This window comes from Massilia phyllosphaerae (assembly GCF_034659755.1).
GTDB lineage: Bacteria > Pseudomonadota > Gammaproteobacteria > Burkholderiales > Burkholderiaceae_D > Telluria > Telluria phyllosphaerae.
In genome coordinates this window covers 103608-121790 of the sequence record NZ_JAXSQX010000004.1, presented here as the reverse complement: position 1 = coordinate 121790, position 18183 = coordinate 103608, and the positions used below count along the sequence as shown (strand labels likewise).

Sequence of the window (18183 nt, the reverse complement as noted above, 5' to 3'; positions counted from 1 at the left end):
CTCCCCGAGCCCACGCGAACGCCAGCATACGGCAAACGTCCGCGTGGGCACGGTGTGCCCACCCTACGCCGGCAGCAGCAGCGCCAGTTCGGCCACCGCCCTGAACACGGGCAGACTCAGGGCCGATGCCGCCTCCGCCGACGGCAGGCGCGCATGCACCGGCCCGTCCTGCAGAATCTCGACGTACTTCCATCCGAGCACGCGCAAGCCGGTGCGCCGCACCGCCGCTTCCAGCTCGGGCTGCAGTGTGCGCATGCGTTCCAGCGTGCGGCTGTCCTGCGCCCACACCTCGATGCGGACCCCGTCCGCGACCGGCTCGGCCTGCACCGTGACGATGCTGCCGTCGGCCAGCACCAGTTCCAGGCGCAGGGCGGCGCGGGCGCGGCGGCGCCGCCGCTCCGGTTGCTGTTCCGGCTCGCCCTGTACCACGCGCAAATGCTGGCCGCGGGGACCGTTGGCGTGGATCGTGAAGCGCCACGCATCCTGCGGCGCGCCCAAGAGTTCGGCCTGGCGCAGCACCCGTGCGTCCGCGATCGGCTGGCCGCTGAGCAGGAGCGCCGCCGGCACCTGGCCGGCGCGCGCCTGCTGCTCGCGGGTGGCGAACTGGGTGCCGTAGTTGCGCACCATGCCGCGCCACGAACTGGCGAGCGTGCCGCCGTCCGGCGTCGGCCAGTTCAGCTGGCGCGACATGATCACCTGGTCGGGCCGCATCGCCGCACCGTCCGGCACATCCGCGGCGGGGGCGGGCAGTGCCGGCGCCGGTTGCACCTGCGGCAGCGGCAGCGCATCGAGCTCGGCCTGCAGCAGCGCCACCGGCGCCACGGCCGTGACGGCGCCGACCGGCATCGGCGGCAGCGAAGGAACCGCGAGCGGCGGCAGGGCGGGGAAGGAGAAGCTGGCCATGATGAGCACAGTGTAAAAGTAAAAAGGCCAACCGTGCGGCTGGCCTTCGTGAAAATCCCGCCTGTGTCAGCGCGGGAGCGTGCCCGTAGGCCGAACGATTACTGCAGGAGCGACATGACCATCGAGGACATGCTGTTGGTCTGCTTCAGCATCGCGGTGCCGGCTTGCATCAGCATCTGGTTCGAGGTCATGCTCGACGACTCGGTTGCGAAGTCGACGTCCATGATGCGGCCAGCGGCGGCCTGGGTGTTCGAGCTGACGTTCGACAGGTTGTTGTAGACGTGGTCCAGGCGGTTGGCCACGGCGCCCAGCTTCGAACGCAGTGCGCTGACGCTGTCGATCGCGCTGGCCAGGTCGCCGATGGTGGCGTTGGCGTTGGTGCCGGTGATGTCGGTACCGATAGCGGTGGCAGCGGCGCCGGTGGTGCCGTTGTAGGAAGCGGCTGCGTTCTTGATCGCGGTGTGGACGTTGGTCAGTTCGGTGGCGAAGCTGGCGGTCATCTTTTCCGACGAATCGGCGCCGATCTGGAAGGTCATGCCGGCGGTTGCGCTCAGCTTGCTGGTGCCGCCCGCGGTCAGCAGGGTGCTGCCGCCGAACTTGGTGTTGGCCATGATGTTGCCCAGTTCGTTGCTCAGCTGGTCGAACTCGCCCTGCATCGCGGTCTGGTCGTCGGTCGACGACGAGGCGTCGGCGGACTGGGTGGCCAGGTCTTTCATGCGGACCAGGATGTTGCCGACTTCGGACAGCGCGCCTTCGGCGGTCTGCATCATCGAGACCGAATTCTGGGTGTTGCGCATTGCAACGGCCATGCCGCTGGTCTGCGACTTCAGGCGGGTTGCGATCTGCAGGCCGGCGGCGTCGTCCATTGCCGAGTTGATGCGGTAGCCGGTCGACAGGCGGGTCATCGAGGTCGACAGCGACTTCTGGGTGGTGCTGATCGAGTTTTGTGCGGAGAGCGAAGCGTTGTTGGTGTGAAGGCTCAGCATGGTGAAGCTCCTAAAAAATTGGGTGTTGGTCACTGGAGCAGCGATTCGTCGCGCTCTCACAAGTACAAGACGACCGTTTTCCCTTGGGCATTAAATTCCACATGGAAATTTTTTTGAAAAATTTTTTGATGTGACGTTTTAACAATGGTTTGGGCCGACAAGGGCTGTTTGCGACGCTGTATACAGATAGATGCCTGCCTTGTGTCAAACGGTGGCCACGACAAACTTACAATTTGGCGGATATCTTTTGCCCCATGGCAAGTGCACATCTATAATTCTTGAATGCCCCAGCGTCGGCCGATCGCGTTCTCTGCCGCCGCCTCACCCACCCGGCTCACTCACTTTCATGCTTCTCATCATGGCAAAACAATCCGCACATCCGGCTCTCCAGCACGGCCAGGCCGCCGCCGCCGCCGCACGAGCAAACCATCTATATATGGAAGGCCTGCAATTGCACCACCAGGGCGAACTGGCCAAGGCAGCTACCTTCTATGAACAGGTATTGTCGCTGGTGCCAAAGCATGTCGAGGCGCTGCACCACGTGGGCATCATCGCTTTCCAGGAGGGGAACTACGAGCTGGCCGTCGGTTTCATCCGTGCGGCCCTGGCCCAGAACCCGAACGTGGCGGCGGCTCATTGCGACCTCGGCAATGCATTGAAGGAGCTGAACCAGCTCGACAATGCGCTGAACAGCTACGACCGCGCGATCGAGCTGGCGCCGGGCGACGTCGATGCCTATTACAACCGCGGTGCCACCCTGCACGCGATGAAGCGCTTCGACGACGCGCTGGCCAGCTACGACGAGGCACTGGCACTGAACCCGGGCGACGCGCAAGCCTTGAACAATCGCGGCGTGACGCTCAAGGAGCTGCAGCGCTTCGAGGACGCGCTGGCAAGCTACGACAGGGCGCTCGCCCTGGTGCCGGACTTCGTGGATGCCTGGAGCAACCGCGGCATCGCGCTGCGCGAACTGGGTCAGTTCGAGCAGGCGCTCGAAAGCCTCGACACCGCGATCTCGCTCAAGCCGCGCTTCGCCGATGCCCATTGCAACCGCGGCATCGTACTGCAGTCCATGGACCGTTCGCAGGAAGCACTGGACGCCCATGATTATGCGCTCAGCCTGAATCCGCGCTTCGCCCAGGGTTACCATAACCGTGCCTTGACCTATTACGAACTCGAACGCTGGCAGGAGGCGCTGGCCGATTCCCAGCAGGCCATCCGCCTGCGCCCCGATTACGCCGAAGCCTACGCGTGGCTGGGCGAGACGCTGCAGGAGATGAAGCAGTTCGAAGCCGCCGTCAAGAGCTACGACGTGGGTATCCGGCTCGGTTACGAGACGCCGGAGCTGCACGAGCGGCGCAGCGCGGCGCTGGGAGAACTGAAGCAGTTCGACAAGGCGCTGGACGCGATCGACAAGGCCCTGACGATGAAGGATTACCCGATCGGCCAGTGCGTGCGCGGCGGCGTGCTGCTGCGCATGGACCGCCACGACGAGGCACTGGTCTGCTACGAGCGCGCGATCGAGATGGCGCCCGACCTGGCCGAAGCCCACCACAACCGCGCGATCGTGCTGGGTCTCCAGCAGCGCGATGCCGAATCGCTGGCGGCCTTTGACACCACGCTGGCGCTCGATCCCGAGCTCAACCTGGCGCGCTGGAACCTGGCGCTCATGAACCTGCGCCGCGGCGCGCTGCTCGAAGGCTGGCGCGGCTACGAATGGCGCTGGCAGACCCCGGGGATCAGCGTCTACAAGGAGCGCCGCAGCTTCGTCCAGCCGCTCTGGATGGGCGAGGAACCGTTGGCCGGCAAGACCATCCTGCTGTATGCCGAGCAGGGCATCGGCGACACGCTGCAGATGTGCCGCTACGTCGAAGAGGTGGCCGCGCTCGGCGCCCGCATCGTGCTCGAAGTCCAGCCGGCGCTGGTGCGCCTGCTGCGCGACCTGCCGGGCGTGGCGGCGATCGTGGCGGGCGGCAGCCGCCTGCCGGCGTTCGACCTGCAATGTCCTCTGATGAGCCTTCCGCTGGCGTTCCAGACCACGCTGGACGCGATCCCCGCGCCGCGCCGCTACCTCGATTCGGATCCTGCCCGCGTCGCCGCCTGGGAAGCCGCGCTCGGACCGAAGACGCGGACCCGCGTCGGCGTCGTCTGGAGCGGCAGCACCATCCACCTGGGCGACCATCACCGCAGCATCGCGCTGGCCGAGTTCGCGGCGCTGTTCGGTGGCGATTGCGAGTTCGTGTCGTTGCAGAAGGAAGTGCGCGAAGCCGACCAGGCCGTGCTCGCGGGCCTGCCGCAGGTGCGCCACGTCGGCGCGCAACTGGAGGACATGACCGATACCGCCGCCCTGTGCGAACTGATGGACCTGGTGATCTCGGTCGACACCAGCGTGGCCCACCTGGCCGCCGCGCTGGGCCGGCCGGTCTGGGTCCTGCTGCCGTCCAACAGCGACTGGCGCTGGATGCGCGAGCGCAGCGACAGCCCCTGGTACCCGACGGCCAAACTGTTTCGTTGCACCAAGGACAGCGCGTGGGGCGACGTGCTGGCCAGCGTGCGCCGCGACCTGGAGGCACTGGCGTGACGGGGAACAGCATGCGTTTGCCGATCAAGGTCATCAGCCTCCCGGGTTCGCTCGAACGCCGCGCCGCCTTCGCGGCCAACAACGGCCACGTCGCCTTCGACTTCTTCGATGCAGTCGACGGCAAGCAGATCCAGCCGCAGATGGCGCGCCTGCCCGACCTGTTCGCGCCCGGCCTGGAGTACACGGCCGGCGCGGTCGGCTGCGCGCTTTCGCACCTGACGCTGTGGCAGGACGTGGTCGACAGCCAGCAGCCGCTCACCATCCTCGAGGACGACGCCATTCTGCGCCACGATTTCGAAACGCGCGCGGCACAGGCCGTCGCCGGCCTGCCGGCCGACTGGGATATCGTGGTGTGGGGCTGGAACTTCGATTCGATCCTGTCGCTGCACATCCTGCCTGGCATCTCGCCTGCCGTCGTGCAGTTCAACCAGACCCAGTTGCGCGCGACCATGCGCAACTTCCAGGCACTGACCGGCGCGCCGGCGGTGCTACGCCTGGGCGAATGCTTCGGCACCTGCGCCTACACCATCAGCCCGGCCGGAGCGCGCCGCTTCATGTCGGCTTGCTTTCCGCTGCGCCCGTTCCGCCATTACGTGCAAGGCATCAAGCGCGACCTGCCCAACAACGGCATCGACATCCCGATGATCCAGCTGTACGGCCAGGTCAACGCCTTCTGCGCGCTGCCGCCGCTGGCCGCAACCCGCAACGACCGGACGACCTCGCTGGTGCAGGCGCCCTGACCGCAACATGCCCCTTATTTCATGAAGAACGCTATGCAGCCCCTCGATTACACAACGATTCCACGCGTGGTGCACCGCATCTGGTTCGGTCCGAAGCCGATCCCCGACGAGTACCAGAAATATTGGGAAGCATGGCAGCGCCAGCTGCCCGATTTCGAATTCCGCACCTGGCGCGACGACGACGTCCTCGGATTCCAGACCGCGCCCCAGATCGCGCGCGCGGAAGGCATGGCGCGCAAGGCCGATATCGCACGCTATGAAATCCTGCTGCGCCACGGCGGCATCTACCTCGACTGCGACATTTTCCCTTACAAGCGTTTCGACGACACGCTGCTCGACAACGAGCTGGTGGTTTGCAACGAGAGCGGGGACGAAAGCATCTGTTCGATCGGCTTTATTGCCGCGATACCGGGGGCGCAGGCGCTGGCCTGGGCGGTCGATGCCCTGTTGACCCGGCAGTTGAACCGCCGCCCGCCGAACGAGGAGACCGGCCCGTGGTTCTTCCGCGAAGCGCTGCGCCACGGACCACATACAAAGCTCCCCACCATGAGCTTTTATCCCTACCTTTTCAACGAGCCGTTCTCGGCGGTGCTGGAACGCGACCTGTCCGCCACCTACGGCATCCATGTATGGGGCGGCTCCTGGCTGGACGACAGGCAGAAACTGGCCAAGGTGATGGAACGCGTGCAGCACGGCGACCTCGAGGAAGCGGCCCACCTGTCCGCCGGCATGCAGGGCGACGGCGAGCAGATTCACGCGTATGCCAACCTGGCGCGCGCCGCCCGCATGAAGCTCATGGAGGCAGCCAAGCATGCGATGTTGGGCAACCACCTGAAGATGGAGAACGTGGCGCCGCTGGCCTTCCTCAAGGCCGGGCTGTTCCTCATGACGCAGGTCACCGATGCGCTGGTGTGGCAGATCGGCGCCGCCGACGGCATTCTGGTCGATCCGCTGCGGACGTTGATGGTGAACTTCGACCCGCACGCCGTGCTGGTCGAGCCCAACCCTTACATGCATGCCAGGCTTCGCAAGAACTACGCCAACAACCAGCGTACCCGCTTCATCCAGGCTGCGCTCGGCGCGGTATCCGGTACCCTGCGCCTGAACGCGATCAATCCGGAAAAAGTCGAGGCCAAGGGCCTGCCCGGATGGGCCCTCGGCATCTCATCGGCTTATACCGACCGCAACGCGATCGGCGGCCTGACCATCGACGCCGACATGACGCGCGCGATCGGCGCATGTGTGGAAGCGATCGATGTCGACCTGGTCGACGTCGACCACCTGCTGGCGCTGCACGACCACGTGCCTCCGGCCATCGTCGTGATCGACGTCGAAGGCATGGATGCGCAGATCGTCGAGTTGATCCTGGACCGCGGTATCCGTCCGTTCATCCTGCAATTCGAGGCACAGTGCCTGCCTCAGGCTGAAATGGACATGGTGATGGCGATGCTGCAGGACGAATACGTCAGTCTGCGCTTTGGCGAAGACATTGTCGCCTATCGCAAGGACTTCCTGGAAACCTACTGCGAGCATATCTACGTCGAGAACGGCATTCACACGATCTACCGCGATGCGGTCGCCTTCGTGATGAATATTGCCTAGGTCAAGGCGCGCGGCACGGTCCGGGCCCGCTCCAGCACGTCGAGCAGCTGGCCGAAGTCCACGGGTTTCACCAGGCGCGCATCGAAACCCGGGCCGGCGCTCTGCGCATGCTGGTTTTCGCCCCAGCCGGTGACGGCGATGATGCTCATCGTCTCGCCCCATGCGTGTTCGCGCACCCGGTGCGCGACTTCGTACCCGTTCAGCCTGGGCATGCCGATGTCCAGCAGCAGGATGGCCGGGCGGCGCTGCTCCGCCAGGTCGTAGGCGGCCTGGCCGTCGTAGGCGGTGTGCACCTGGTAGCCTTCGGCGCGCAGCAGTTCGGACAGCAGGTCGGCGGCATCCACGTTGTCGTCGGCCAGCACGATTTCCGATGGATGCAGGCCGGGCGAGGACAGCGGGTCCGCCGCCGGCGTGCTTCCCTGCGTCGCTTCGGCGAGCGGCAAGGTGACCCTGACCCGCGTGCCCAGTCCCGCACCGGCACTGGATGCGCTGACCGAACCGCCATGCAGTTCGACCAGGGAGCGGACCACGGCCAGCCCGACGCCGAGTCCGGGCTCGCCGCCATGCATCTTGGTGTGGCCTTGCGCGAACATGTCGAATACGCCGCCGAGGCGCGCGGCTTCGATCCCGACGCCGTTGTCGGCGATCTCCAGCACCGCATTCCCGTCGTCGTGCCAGGCACGGATCGCGATCTCGCCGCCGGGCGGGGTGAACTTGGCGGCATTGTGCAGCAGGTTGCCGATCACCTGGGTCAGGCGGACTTCGTCGCCGTTGACGACGAGCGGTTCGCCGGCCACCGTCTGGATCGTCCGGTGCCGCTTTGCCTCCAGGGCCGGACGCGCGTTCTCGTACGCGATGTCGATGATGGCGCGCAGGTCGGTCGGCTTCAGGTCCAGTTCGATACGGTTGCGGGTGATGCGGCTGACATCGAGCAGGTCGTCCAGCAGCTTGCCCATGTGCGCGGTCTGGCGCTCGATGACATCCACCGCCTTGGCCATCTGCGGCGGCGGCGCACTGCGGCGCAGCATCGCTACCGAGTAGCCCGACGCGGCCAGCGGATTGCGCAGCTCGTGTGCCAGGATCGCCAGGAATTCGGTCTTCTGGCGTTCGGCTTCCTGCAGCTCGGCGCGCTGGCGTTTCAGGTCGTCCTGGATCGCGACTTCGGACGTGATGTCGCGCGCGCTGCCGACCACGAGTATGGCGGCCCCGGCCTCGTCGTGCAGCACCTTCGCGGTGGACGCGATCCAGCGCGTCACGCCGTCGGCGCCCAGGACGCGGAACTCGACGCGGTAGGGCCGGATGCCGCGCACGGCATCGTCCCAGGCGGACAGCACTGCCGGGCGATCGTCCGGATGGATCGCCTCGGCCCAGTCGTGGACGCCGGCGTGCACGAAACCGGGTGCGTGGCCGAACATGGGACCGAGGGCATCGGAGTAGCTGATCTGTTCATTGCGCAGGTCGACCTGCCAGCTGCCCATCCCGGCGGCTTCCAGCGTGATTTCCAGGCGCGCCCGCGCCACCGTCTCGCGCACGTGCGCTTCCTCCAGCCGCTTGCGCTGCTGCGCCCGTTCGACGCAGGCGCGCACCGTGAACGGTACGCGCGGATAGTGCTTGACGGTCTTGGTCACATAATCGTCCAGCCCATCCTTCATGGCGGCCACGGCGACTTCCTCGCTGCCGCTGCCGGTGAACATGATGACCGGACGCTCCGGGAAGCGGCGCTTCAGTTCGTGCAGGACGGTGATGCCATCGCTCCAGCGCAACTGGTAATCGGTGATGGCGACGTCGAACTCTTCATGGTCGAGCATGTGCGCGAACGCTTCGGCGGTCCCCGCATGCAGCACCCGCGGATCGTCGAGATCGAGCTTGAGCTGGCGCTCGACCAGGGCGCGGTCGTCCGGGTTGTCGTCGATCAGGAGGATGCTCAGGCCCATGGTGTCGTCCTCATGCGGCCGGCAGATCGATGAGGAAGGATGAGCCGGCATCCGGCGTCGAGATGACGCCGATGCCGCCACCCATGCGTTCGAGGCCTTTCTTCACGATCGCCAGGCCGATGCCGGTGCCGGGGAACTCCTCTTCGCTGTGTAGGCGTTCGAACACGTTGAAGATGCGGCTCTGTGCCTCGAGCGGAATGCCGACGCCGTTATCCTCGATCGCGATGCGCACCAGCGCGTCGCTGCGCAGCGCATGGATGCGCACCTGCGGCACCCGTTCCGGCCGCACGAACTTGACCGCGTTCGACACCAGGTTGGTCAGCGTCTGCACCAGCGTCTGGCGATGCGCCTTGACCACGATATCGGGCGCCACGTCGATGTCGATCCGTGCCCGGCCGTAGCCGGGTTCCGACTGCGACATGAGCTGCATGTCGCGCACGGCGTCGATCACCGCCACCGCTTCGATGGCAATCTCGGTGCGCGACAGGCGGGCAAACTCCAGCAGGTCGGAGACCATGGTGTCGACGCGCCCGGTCACCGCCTCGATGCGCGTGACGTACACGCTGAACTTGTCCAGGCGGTCTTCCTGGTAGTCTTCCTTGAGGGCGTTGGCGTAGCCCTGGATGGTGCGCAGCGGTTCGCGCAGGTCGTGCGAGACCGAGAAGCCGAAGGCCTCGAGCGCTTCGTTGGCCTCCTGCAGCTGGCGCGTGCGTTCGGCAATGCGCTGTTCCAGTTCGGCGTTCAGGCGCAGTATCTCGGCATTCGCGCGATGCAGCGGTGTGAAATCCTCGACGATGCCGTCGACCGCATCGTGGCCGTTGACGCGCACCCGTACCAGCTTGACCGTGCGCGCATGCCCGCCCTGGGCCAGGTCGCCCAGCACTTGCAGTTCGGCGGTGGCCAGGGTCGTGTGAAGACGCTCCAGTTCCTGGCGGATCCGCACGATCAAGGGGTGCGCTTCCAGGCCGTCGGCGTGCCCGGGCGCCAAGTCGAGCATGGCCCAGAAGGCCCCGTTGGCCTCTTCGAGCCGACCCGCCAGCGACATGCGGAACACCCCCAGCTGGATGTTTTCCAGCAGGGCAGCCAGGCGGGTTTCGGTGCGGATCGCACGGGCCCGGATCTCGGTGCGGTCCAGGCAGGTACGTACCGAGATCGGCAGCCGCGCATAGTGGCGCGGGCTCTTGATCACGTAATCGTCCAGGCCATGCTTCATGGCGTCGACCGCGATCTCCTGCGTGCCGGTCGCCGTGAACATAATCACCGACATCTGCGGCGCCTGCGCCTTGATGTACTTGAGCACATCCAGCCCGGTGGTCCAGCGCATCTGGTAGTCGGTAATCACGAGATCGAACGGCAGCTCGCTCGCGGCTGCCTGTTCGAAGCCATGGCGGTCGCCGACCTCGGTGATCGCGCAATCGCTGAAATGGCGTTCCAGTTCGCGGCGTGCGAGCAGGCGATCATCGGGATTGTCATCGAGCAAAAGGACGCGCAGGGTCATGGAATCAAAAAACGCATTACGGGAGGTGCAGGCCAGCAACGAGCTAGTATAACTGGATTGTCAATATACCCGCCTAGGCCTTGTGCGGCGCCGTCTGTTGTCCGGGTGACGGCCTGAGCGACAGGACCGCTATCGAACCGCCGCCTGGCGCCTCCTCCATGTGCACGCTGCCACCCATCCAGTCGGCCGCCTTGTGCACGATGGCAAGCCCGATACCGGTGCCCGGGTAACGCTCCTGGCCATGCAAGCGCTCGAATACCCCGAACACGCGGCCGCGGTCGGCGGGCGAGATACCGATCCCGTTGTCGGCGACCTCGACCCGGATGCGGTCTTCCGCTGCGTGTGCCCGCACCAGCACCCGGGGCGCCACGCCCGGTGCGACGAATTTGATGGCATTCCCGATCAGGTTGTTGAACACCTGGATCAGCAAGGCCTCGTTGCCTAGCACGGCCGGCAGGGGCGAGGTCACCTCGACGCGGGCGCCGCTGGCCCCGATCTGGGCTTCCAGGTCGGTCAGGGCAAGCTGGACGGCGCGTTCGAGATCGACCGGACCTTGCGGCAGATCGCCGCGTGTCAGCTTGCTGTAGTCGAGCAGGTCGGAAATCAGGCGGTCGAGCCGTCCCACGCCACCGTCGATCCGCTGCAGGAACATGCGGCCGGTCGGGCTCAGGCGCGGGGTCTCGTCTTCCAGCAGGGCCGAAGCAAAGCCCTGGATGTTGCGCAAGGGTGCCCGCAGGTCGTGCGCCACCGTATGCGCGAAGGCATGCAGTTCCAGGTTGGTCTCGGCGAGCGCTTCGGTGCGCTCCAGCACGCGCTGCTCCAGGGTCTGGTTGGCTTCGTTCAACTTGCGTTGGGCGTCCTTGAGACGCGTGATGTCCATGGCCGAGATGACGGCGCCGCGCAGACGGTCGTCGATCAGGACCGGGTAGCAGCCGGCGATCCAGTCGTGCTCGGCGTCGGCGCCGGCCGCCGAGGCGGCGTGCAGCTCCACGTTGAAACGCGGCGTGCCGGTGGAAATCACGAGCCGGTAAATCGAGCCGACCTGGCCATCGGCGGCAGCGTTCTGGCCGCTGCGGAAGACGTCCTCGAACAGCCGGCCGGCGGCATCGGCTTCCGACACGCCCAGGAACTTTTCCGCCACGGGATTCATGAAGCGCACCCGCCCGTCGAGGTCGACCGCCACCACGGCTTCGCCGATGCTGCGCAGCGTGGCGTCCAGCCGGGCACGCTCATCGATGAGGATGACGGTATCGCGCCAGGCCAGCCAGCGCACCAGCACCAGCAGCGCAATCGACAGCGCGGCCACCACCGATACGGCAACGATCACGCGTATCTGGTCATTCCTGAGCTGCGTTTCGCGGAAACCGAGCAGGCGTTCCTCCTCGGCACGCAAGCCGGCAGCCTGCTGCAAGATCGTCGCGCGCGTCGCCGCCGCCATCCGGCGCTCGTCCAGCGTCTGCTTGCCGGCATCCGCAGCGTCGGCCAGGGCGGCCTGCAAGGCGAGGGTATGCCGGTCGAGTGTTTGCCTGTAGGCCTGCAAGGCATCCTGCTGGCGCGGGTTGTCACGCGTCAGCCCCTGCAGTTTCTGGACGGATTGCGGAATGGCGTGCAAGGTGCGGTCGAGGGCGGCACGATCATCCGCATTCTCGTCGAGCAAAACGGATTTCTGCAAAAAATCCGCCTCGTGCACGAAAGAAATGGTCATTTGCACGTGCTCGAGTACTTCGCGCGTATGGATGACCCAGCGCCAGGAGTCCCAGATATGACGGATGCTGCTGGTGAGGGTCGCCACCATGACCACCAGCACCAGGATGCTGGCGATGGTGGCGTAATCGATGAAGATGCGGGTTCGACGGATCGGCATGGTTGCAGGGAACTAAAATCGCGCGGGCCGTCCGGTCCTGCTGCAAGCGCATGTGGAATCGAACCCCCATGCGCAGAAATTATAGTCTTCCAGCCACGACCATAGCGCCTGTTACGCCTGGTCAACGCAGCGCCGGCCTATCGTTTGAAGGCAAGCAACAGGACACCCGCGGCAACCAGGCCGATACCGGCCCATTCGCGCAGCGAGGGGCGCTCGCCCAGGAACACGACGGCGAATACGGCGACCAGCACGAGACTGAACTTGTCGACCGGCGCCACCTGCGACGCCTGTCCGATCTTGAGCGCGCGGAAGTAGCACACCCAGGACGCGCCGGTGGCAAGCCCGGACAGCAGCAGGAACAGCCAGGTGCGCGCCGGCAGGGTGAACGGATTCGACCACTTGCCGGCATAGGCGACGAAGGCCGCCAGCACGACGATGATGATCGCCGTGCGGATCAGTGTGGCGAGATCGGAATCGACCTTCTGGATGCCTATTTTCGCGAAAATCGCCGTCAGGGCGGCAAAGCCCGCCGACATCAGCGCCCAGTACAGCCATGCGTTCGGATGTGCCAAGGTCATTCCTTTCGGGTCAACTTGACTCGGCCAAGCATAGCCGCGCCCGTGCCCGGCACACGGCCGCTTGCAAAAATGTAATCTGCGCGACGGTTTCACGTTAACCAGGGTGTGGCGATTGCCGCTGACCGTGACCGGCCGGGGTTAGCGGAGGCGGCCGCTTTGCCTTATCATGTCGGCTTCCGTCGCCAAGCGACAGTCTTGCTGTTTCCGCATGAGTTCCCAGATCGAGATTCCTGAAGGCGCTACGCCTTCCACCGCAGCCATGCCGACGCCGGCGCGCGGCTTGCCCAGCCGCCGCCTGTCGGTGGCACCCATGATGGACTGGATCTAAAGACTAGTATTCATGCGGGTCTTGAGGGGTTCGTGTGCACATGGTGTGCATTCGTTTGGGTGTCGATTATGCGAGCCAGGCAGGACGACAATAGTGTACTTACGCTGAAGATTGATGGTGAGCTTACAGCTCAGGGACAGTGTAAGTACCGCCCCCTAGAGTTACGCGACTGGCTTAAGCACGAGAAGCCGAAGGCTTATCCTTAGATGCGTCGATGAGGACTATCTCCTTCTTGCCTTGAAGGCCATGTTTTGTCAGCAGCCGGTTTACTTTCGCAATCTCAGCACTCGTAAAGCAGAGGATCGCTTTAATTGGAGGATGAGTCGCACGGCTAGCGTCTACATAGATTTCAGCTTGTTTCAACAAGTTTTGTTCCAGCTTCGTGTTCCCTGCGAGCTTCATTTCAATTACGGTTTTGTCCTTACTGCCGTAAGATACGATGAAGTCAGCCGGACCACGTCCATTGTTGACTTCCGCGTTAGAGTCGAATGACGACGCGAACCATGTTAGCTTGAACATGATCTGGAGGTCGGCTTCTTTTCTGACTGGCTTACCGCCGACTATGAAGAGCTTGTATCCGTCCTGCTTCTCAATCACGTCACGCAAGAAGTGAATCCTTGCCAGACCTTCCGTAAAACTGCTTGGCTCTGTGTCGTAAAAATCCGTCTTATCCAGCCTACGAACGAGTTCTTTCAGTTGTTTCAGGAACAGATCACTAGCCTGTGCCAGCTTCTCCGCGCTCTGGACCTTTGCTCCCTTCCCATTCTTTTCCTTCTGCCGAATGTAGTAGTCGAGAAGTTCCGGGTACTTAGCAACAACCTTCTCCAACGTCTTGCTGAACTCGTCCTGTGTTGCCTCGATCGGCAGTTGACTAACCAAGTAGTTGTCGATCTTGCCACGCAGTGCATCGTTATCAACGCTTGCGAGAACCTCAGAATAATCTTCTACTAGTCCTTTATAGCTAATCCAGGCCTCGTCCTTGGTCAGCATGTCAATGGGCGTCAGCAGTACGAAGTCTTTACCCAACTTTGGCAAGGTAAATTGCTTGGATGCCCACGTTTCAGTTCGCATATCGAAGCGAACCTTGGCTACGCTAAATTTGCCGAGCTTATTCTTTGGTAAATGCGCTAAGGCAAACTTCTCGGTGTACTCGGCCAAGTATCCACAGATAAGATTGCAGGTGAAGTCACTAATCTGATCTTTTCCGACGCCGTTCTTTACAAGGGTCAGTTTCTCCAAGTGCGTCCCAGTCTTTTCTTCCTCACCGAAGTTAGCAAGAACTGTTGTCAAGTTAAGCTTAAGCGAATTAGCGAACTTTGATCCTAACCCCCGACCGTTATTTCCGGACTTACTGTAGCCTAGCCAGTTCTGCTTAATTTCTGAGAAGTAAAACCAGTTTTTGATCGCACCGTTTGGGAGTGACTGCTTGGACTTCGACTTCAGAAAACGCACATACGCGAGCATGTTCTCATGGAGCTTCTGATAATCCTCTTTTTCGCTATTAAAAAGAAGAAAAGGATCGATAAACAACGGCAGATCGTTAATTAATGAGACGTTGAATGCACCATAGTCGCTAATCGTTTCAGGAGCGACGTCGAAGAAATCCGAAAAGTAAATGTTAAACTTGCGTTCTGCCATGGTAACTTTCCTCAAGTAAGTGAAGAAAGAATAACATGGCTGTCACATTTGTAGTTATCTTTTAACGTTGATTACTCTACATCGTAGAACATCAAGGTTTCACTCCGTACTTTGTAATGAAGTCGTTTTCCATCTTCTCGCAGGCCATGGCGATGAAGCGAGCTTCACCGGGTTCCAGTGATTTTTTTGATTGGTCGTCCCAACAGTTAGAGATGGCAAGGCGAGCGACGGATTTTTCGTGCTGTTCTGGAGTCTCGGTGCATGCGGTTAGCAGTACAGCCAGAAAGATTACTGTAGTTTTTTTCATTTGCCTTCAGATCGGTGTAGGTTAGGAATTGCGGGATATATCCCGTGGTCCGTACTGTAGCATACTGGCAACATCAATAGTGTGCCCACACCATCAACACACCCCCGACATCCTGCTCTCACAGCGCTTGGTGCTGTCATTCGTAAGAGGCGACAGGAGCTGAAACTCAGCCAAGAGAAGCTAGCAGAGCAAGCTGGCCTTGATCGGTCCTACCTCGGACAGGTAGAACGGGGAGACAACAGCATCGCGCTGTTGACACTCCTTAACATTGCCAACGCACTTGGCGTGACGTTGGAATCTCTAATGAGCGAAGCCCGGCTGTAACCGGAAAGCCGTCTTCGGCTGACGGATTTTCTACCAAAAATTTTTGGAAAGTGCCTGTAGGAGGTACGAAAGCGGGCAGAACTGGAAAAGTATCTAAGGTCCAACGCGGAACTTAACGCGGCAGGGGCGCCATGTGCTTGTACTGCCGCTATGGTATGAGTCAAGATATTTGCGAGGTCGAACGCGGTGCTTAACGCGACGACGGCTGGGTATTCATCGCCGATGGTGCAGGCAAAATATCTCTGCCGCTGTTTATTGACGCCAGTGGCCTGTGGAGCCACCGCTGTGCCTGAATAGGCTTCCTAAATGGTTTGAGCGGACTTCAGCAATCGGGAGATAGTGGACTTGTGCCACTCGCCGCCGTTGAAAGTGGCAACGTTACGACTGGTCAGCTCTGCGGCGATCTGGTCAAGGGTCATGTTCTGCGCCTTCAGTTGCTTGATGGTGGGGACTACTCTAGCGGCGAAGGCTGCGGCCTTGGCGGAGTTTGTAGCCTGTCCCTTGACTTGCGCTTCGCTCAGGTTGGTTCGGTTGCCTAGCACCATGCCTTGAGCCTTCTTCGCTGCCAGAGCCGCCTTGGTGCGTGCACCGATCATCTTGCGTTCCTTCTCACCCAGTGCAGCGTACAGGTGCAAAACGAAGGGGTCCACATCCGATCCCAACTCAGCGACGATGAACGGTACGCCACGCGCCATTAGACCTGAGATGAAGGCTACGTCGCGGCTCAGGCGGTCTAGCTTTGCCACGATTACCGGGCACTTCATCTTCTTAGCTTTCGCCAGAGCCGCTTTCAGTCCAGCACGTTCGTCAATACCTTGCGCACCGCTTGCCACTTCCGAAAACAGTTCGACAATCTCGAAACCTTCTATCGCAGCAAATGCGCGAATTGCTGCTTCTTGCGCCGTCAGACCAAGACCAGACCTTCCTTGTTCCGATGTACTTACGCGAATTAGTGCGATCGCCTGTTTCATAGTCGTCTTTCGAGTACTGAAATGTCGTTGCAGCTATTATACGAGCGTTTAGTGGTCGCAACAACAGATATTGTTGTATTGTTGACATAACTAAACTGATGTGGGATACATGTGCGAAGGCGGAAAGCCAAACAGGAGTAGCAATGATTTACAAACTTGTAGCAGGTTTGGCGCTGGTTGTGACTGGCGCATGGGCAGTCTCTAAACCAGGCTGGGACAGCATTTGCGCGACAGTGGCAGCAGCAGCAGCATTCGCTGCTTGTTTCGTTCCTCGTGCAGATTCTGGGCAGTCCCAGAACATCGGCGCTGGCGGCATCGGCGTTCAGGCTGGCAGAGACGCAAAGGTCCGTGACATCACTAACAGGAACCGGTAAGAAATGCTCGGTAAGACACAAGCCCAAGAAGCTGCTGACGGTGCAGTTGCTGTCCAAGCAGGGCGGGATGTTGTCATGCACGTTGGCGTTACTACTCCAGAGGAGGTGCGTGCCCTTGCAAGCGACACCTTCAAGGCAGATTTCGTCAAGATGCTTGGCATGGCTGAGGCCATTGCTGAAGCTCGGGCGAACAAAGTGCTTGAGGCGTTCATTGACCGTGTTGAGCGCGTTAACCCGTCGGCTCTTCGGTACGCGAATGACCCTGATTTTAGATACACGTTATATACAGCGCAAAAGACTGCTGCAAGAACCGATAACAGCGGCTTGCATGACTTGCTCGTAGAGCTGCTTGTACAACGAACGTTCGAAGCTCCCCGCAGTTTAATTCAGCTTGTCCTCAATGAGTCCATCGAAGTAGTCCAGCGGATTTCCACTTCTCAGATAAATACCTTATCGCTTGCATTTGTCATTTTGACTTTGAGATTTGCATCAGTCGCGTCCTTCGATACTTTCTTGAAGACGATGGATGTTTATGTTGAACCGCTTCTCTCAGATGTAGCCGGATCGAAGGCATCTCTTAGCCATCTGGAATATGCAGGATGTGGCACTAACTCAGACACAATGCGGCGTCTCATGGCGGACATGTTGCTCCGTTCTTATCCAGGCGCCTTTCAGCAAGGAGCTTCAGAAGCCGAAGCGGGCATAAAAGTCCTAAGTCCTGCCGCACGCAGACTGTTGGTACCGTGTGAACATAATCCGGCCCGGGTGCAAGTGCTGAGCGGGACGCGAGAAATGCTGGATGACTTGTGCAAGCAGCTACAGTTAGATGAGCGTGATACTAAAATGCTGCAAGCCATATTTCAAGGGCAGCGTATTGACGTACGCAATGTACGCAGCGTCTGCATTACAAAGCGCCCATATCTTGCAAGGCTCTTCGACGTGTGGGACAAAAGCGCTTTAACCAGCTTTTCGCCGACGAGCGTAGGGATTGCGATTGCCCATGCAAATCTGTCTAAGTACGGCGATATCGGGCCACTGAGCAACTGGATCAACTGAGGAATGCTTGTTGGAGTTGGACTATCGAAACAAACCGGGCCAGACTTAGGGCACGGATTCCTCGTTTTTCGATAAGTTCTATCGTCTTGTCGGTCGGCTTGCCGGTGAAGATCACTGCGTATTGAGGGCCCCCTATCGTTGACTGCACAATGCCTTGTTTAACCGCTGCGTGGTTCCATCCGTTTTGAATCTGGTAGTACGTCGGTGCCTTATGGTATCGGGCCGGGTCAACCCTCGCTAGGGCGGCTTCGGCAGTCGCCTTGCTGGTCTTGGCGTTCAACTCCCGATCCTTGACTTCTACGTACAAGTCCCATTCAGGATGGTAGAAGTCAGCCATGGCATTGAACGGGCCGCTTTTGTCCTCGAAAGCGAACGGGAGAAGGTCGTTATTGCAGGGGATGAACCCGAGAGGGAGCAGTGCCTTCGCTGCGGTTGCTTCGGGTTTGGATTGATATGTCATGTGTTACTCCTTTCAGGATTTCGCACTACGTAAAAGAGA

At 61.4% G+C, this 18183-nt stretch carries 15 protein-coding genes; 5 read left to right on the top strand and 10 right to left on the bottom strand.

All coding sequences use genetic code 11. The features are described from left to right. Nucleotides 1–63: 63 nt before the first annotated feature. Nucleotides 64–903 carry a hypothetical protein gene (locus U1H99_RS16485; protein WP_323142816.1) on the bottom strand — a complete coding sequence of 280 codons (840 nt, stop codon included), beginning with the start codon at nucleotides 901–903 and terminating at the stop codon, nucleotides 64–66. Nucleotides 904–1001: 98 nt separating this feature from the next. After that, nucleotides 1002–1889 (bottom strand): flagellin N-terminal helical domain-containing protein, encoded by an 888-nt coding sequence (locus U1H99_RS16480; protein ID WP_323142815.1) that lies wholly within the window; start codon nucleotides 1887–1889, stop codon nucleotides 1002–1004. A gap of 358 nt (nucleotides 1890–2247) precedes the next feature. Here U1H99_RS16480 and U1H99_RS16475 point away from each other — a divergent pair, with 358 nt between their 5' ends. Genes U1H99_RS16475 through U1H99_RS16465 form a run of 3 tightly spaced genes read left to right on the top strand, consistent with a single transcriptional unit; the run spans nucleotide 2248 to nucleotide 6812 of the window. Continuing rightward, nucleotides 2248–4470, top strand: coding sequence for a tetratricopeptide repeat protein (locus U1H99_RS16475; protein ID WP_323142814.1), 2223 nt, complete (start codon nucleotides 2248–2250; stop codon nucleotides 4468–4470). A gap of 11 nt (nucleotides 4471–4481) precedes the next feature. Then, on the top strand, nucleotides 4482–5210 hold the full coding sequence (locus U1H99_RS16470) for a glycosyltransferase family 25 protein (RefSeq protein ID WP_323142813.1): 729 nt from the start codon (nucleotides 4482–4484) through the stop codon (nucleotides 5208–5210). Between the two features lie 33 nt (nucleotides 5211–5243). Beyond that, the gene (locus tag U1H99_RS16465; RefSeq protein ID WP_323142812.1) at nucleotides 5244–6812 is read left to right on the top strand and encodes an FkbM family methyltransferase; all 1569 of its coding nucleotides are present in this window, start codon (nucleotides 5244–5246) and stop codon (nucleotides 6810–6812) included. Here U1H99_RS16465 and U1H99_RS16460 read toward each other — a convergent pair. The 6 genes from U1H99_RS16460 to U1H99_RS16435 form a co-directional block, all read right to left on the bottom strand. Next, nucleotides 6809–8746, bottom strand: a complete 1938-nt coding sequence (locus tag U1H99_RS16460; protein ID WP_323142811.1) for a hybrid sensor histidine kinase/response regulator — start codon at nucleotides 8744–8746, stop codon at nucleotides 6809–6811. The two genes, U1H99_RS16465 and U1H99_RS16460, sit on opposite strands and share 4 nt — an antisense overlap. A gap of 10 nt (nucleotides 8747–8756) precedes the next feature. Beyond that, nucleotides 8757–10244 carry a sensor histidine kinase gene (locus U1H99_RS16455; protein WP_323142810.1) on the bottom strand — a complete coding sequence of 496 codons (1488 nt, stop codon included), beginning with the start codon at nucleotides 10242–10244 and terminating at the stop codon, nucleotides 8757–8759. Between the two features lie 73 nt (nucleotides 10245–10317). Beyond that, nucleotides 10318–12108, bottom strand: a complete 1791-nt coding sequence (locus U1H99_RS16450) for a CHASE3 domain-containing sensor histidine kinase (protein ID WP_323142809.1) — start codon at nucleotides 12106–12108, stop codon at nucleotides 10318–10320. A gap of 137 nt (nucleotides 12109–12245) precedes the next feature. Beyond that, the gene (locus U1H99_RS16445) at nucleotides 12246–12686 is read right to left on the bottom strand and encodes an EamA family transporter (protein WP_375341621.1); all 441 of its coding nucleotides are present in this window, start codon (nucleotides 12684–12686) and stop codon (nucleotides 12246–12248) included. Nucleotides 12687–13188: 502 nt separating this feature from the next. Next, complete coding sequence (locus tag U1H99_RS16440; protein ID WP_323142807.1) at nucleotides 13189–14652, bottom strand: DUF8370 family protein; 1464 nt, start codon at nucleotides 14650–14652, stop codon at nucleotides 13189–13191. A gap of 91 nt (nucleotides 14653–14743) precedes the next feature. After that, complete coding sequence (locus tag U1H99_RS16435) at nucleotides 14744–14959, bottom strand: hypothetical protein (protein ID WP_323142806.1); 216 nt, start codon at nucleotides 14957–14959, stop codon at nucleotides 14744–14746. A gap of 81 nt (nucleotides 14960–15040) precedes the next feature. Here U1H99_RS16435 and U1H99_RS16430 point away from each other — a divergent pair, with 81 nt between their 5' ends. Then, nucleotides 15041–15283 (top strand): helix-turn-helix domain-containing protein, encoded by a 243-nt coding sequence (locus U1H99_RS16430; protein WP_323142805.1) that lies wholly within the window; start codon nucleotides 15041–15043, stop codon nucleotides 15281–15283. A 302-nt stretch (nucleotides 15284–15585) separates the two neighbouring features. Here the strand turns inward: U1H99_RS16430 and U1H99_RS16425 are convergent, their stop codons facing one another. Next, nucleotides 15586–16254 carry a recombinase family protein gene (locus tag U1H99_RS16425; RefSeq protein ID WP_323142804.1) on the bottom strand — a complete coding sequence of 223 codons (669 nt, stop codon included), beginning with the start codon at nucleotides 16252–16254 and terminating at the stop codon, nucleotides 15586–15588. A 377-nt stretch (nucleotides 16255–16631) separates the two neighbouring features. On the opposite strand from U1H99_RS16425, the gene U1H99_RS16420 reads away from it, so the two are divergent. Then, the gene (locus tag U1H99_RS16420; protein ID WP_323142803.1) at nucleotides 16632–17684 is read left to right on the top strand and encodes an LPO_1073/Vpar_1526 family protein; all 1053 of its coding nucleotides are present in this window, start codon (nucleotides 16632–16634) and stop codon (nucleotides 17682–17684) included. Here U1H99_RS16420 and U1H99_RS16415 read toward each other — a convergent pair. After that, the gene (locus U1H99_RS16415) at nucleotides 17677–18144 is read right to left on the bottom strand and encodes a hypothetical protein (protein ID WP_323142802.1); all 468 of its coding nucleotides are present in this window, start codon (nucleotides 18142–18144) and stop codon (nucleotides 17677–17679) included. The genes U1H99_RS16420 and U1H99_RS16415 overlap by 8 nt on opposite strands. Nucleotides 18145–18183: the final 39 nt, after the last annotated feature.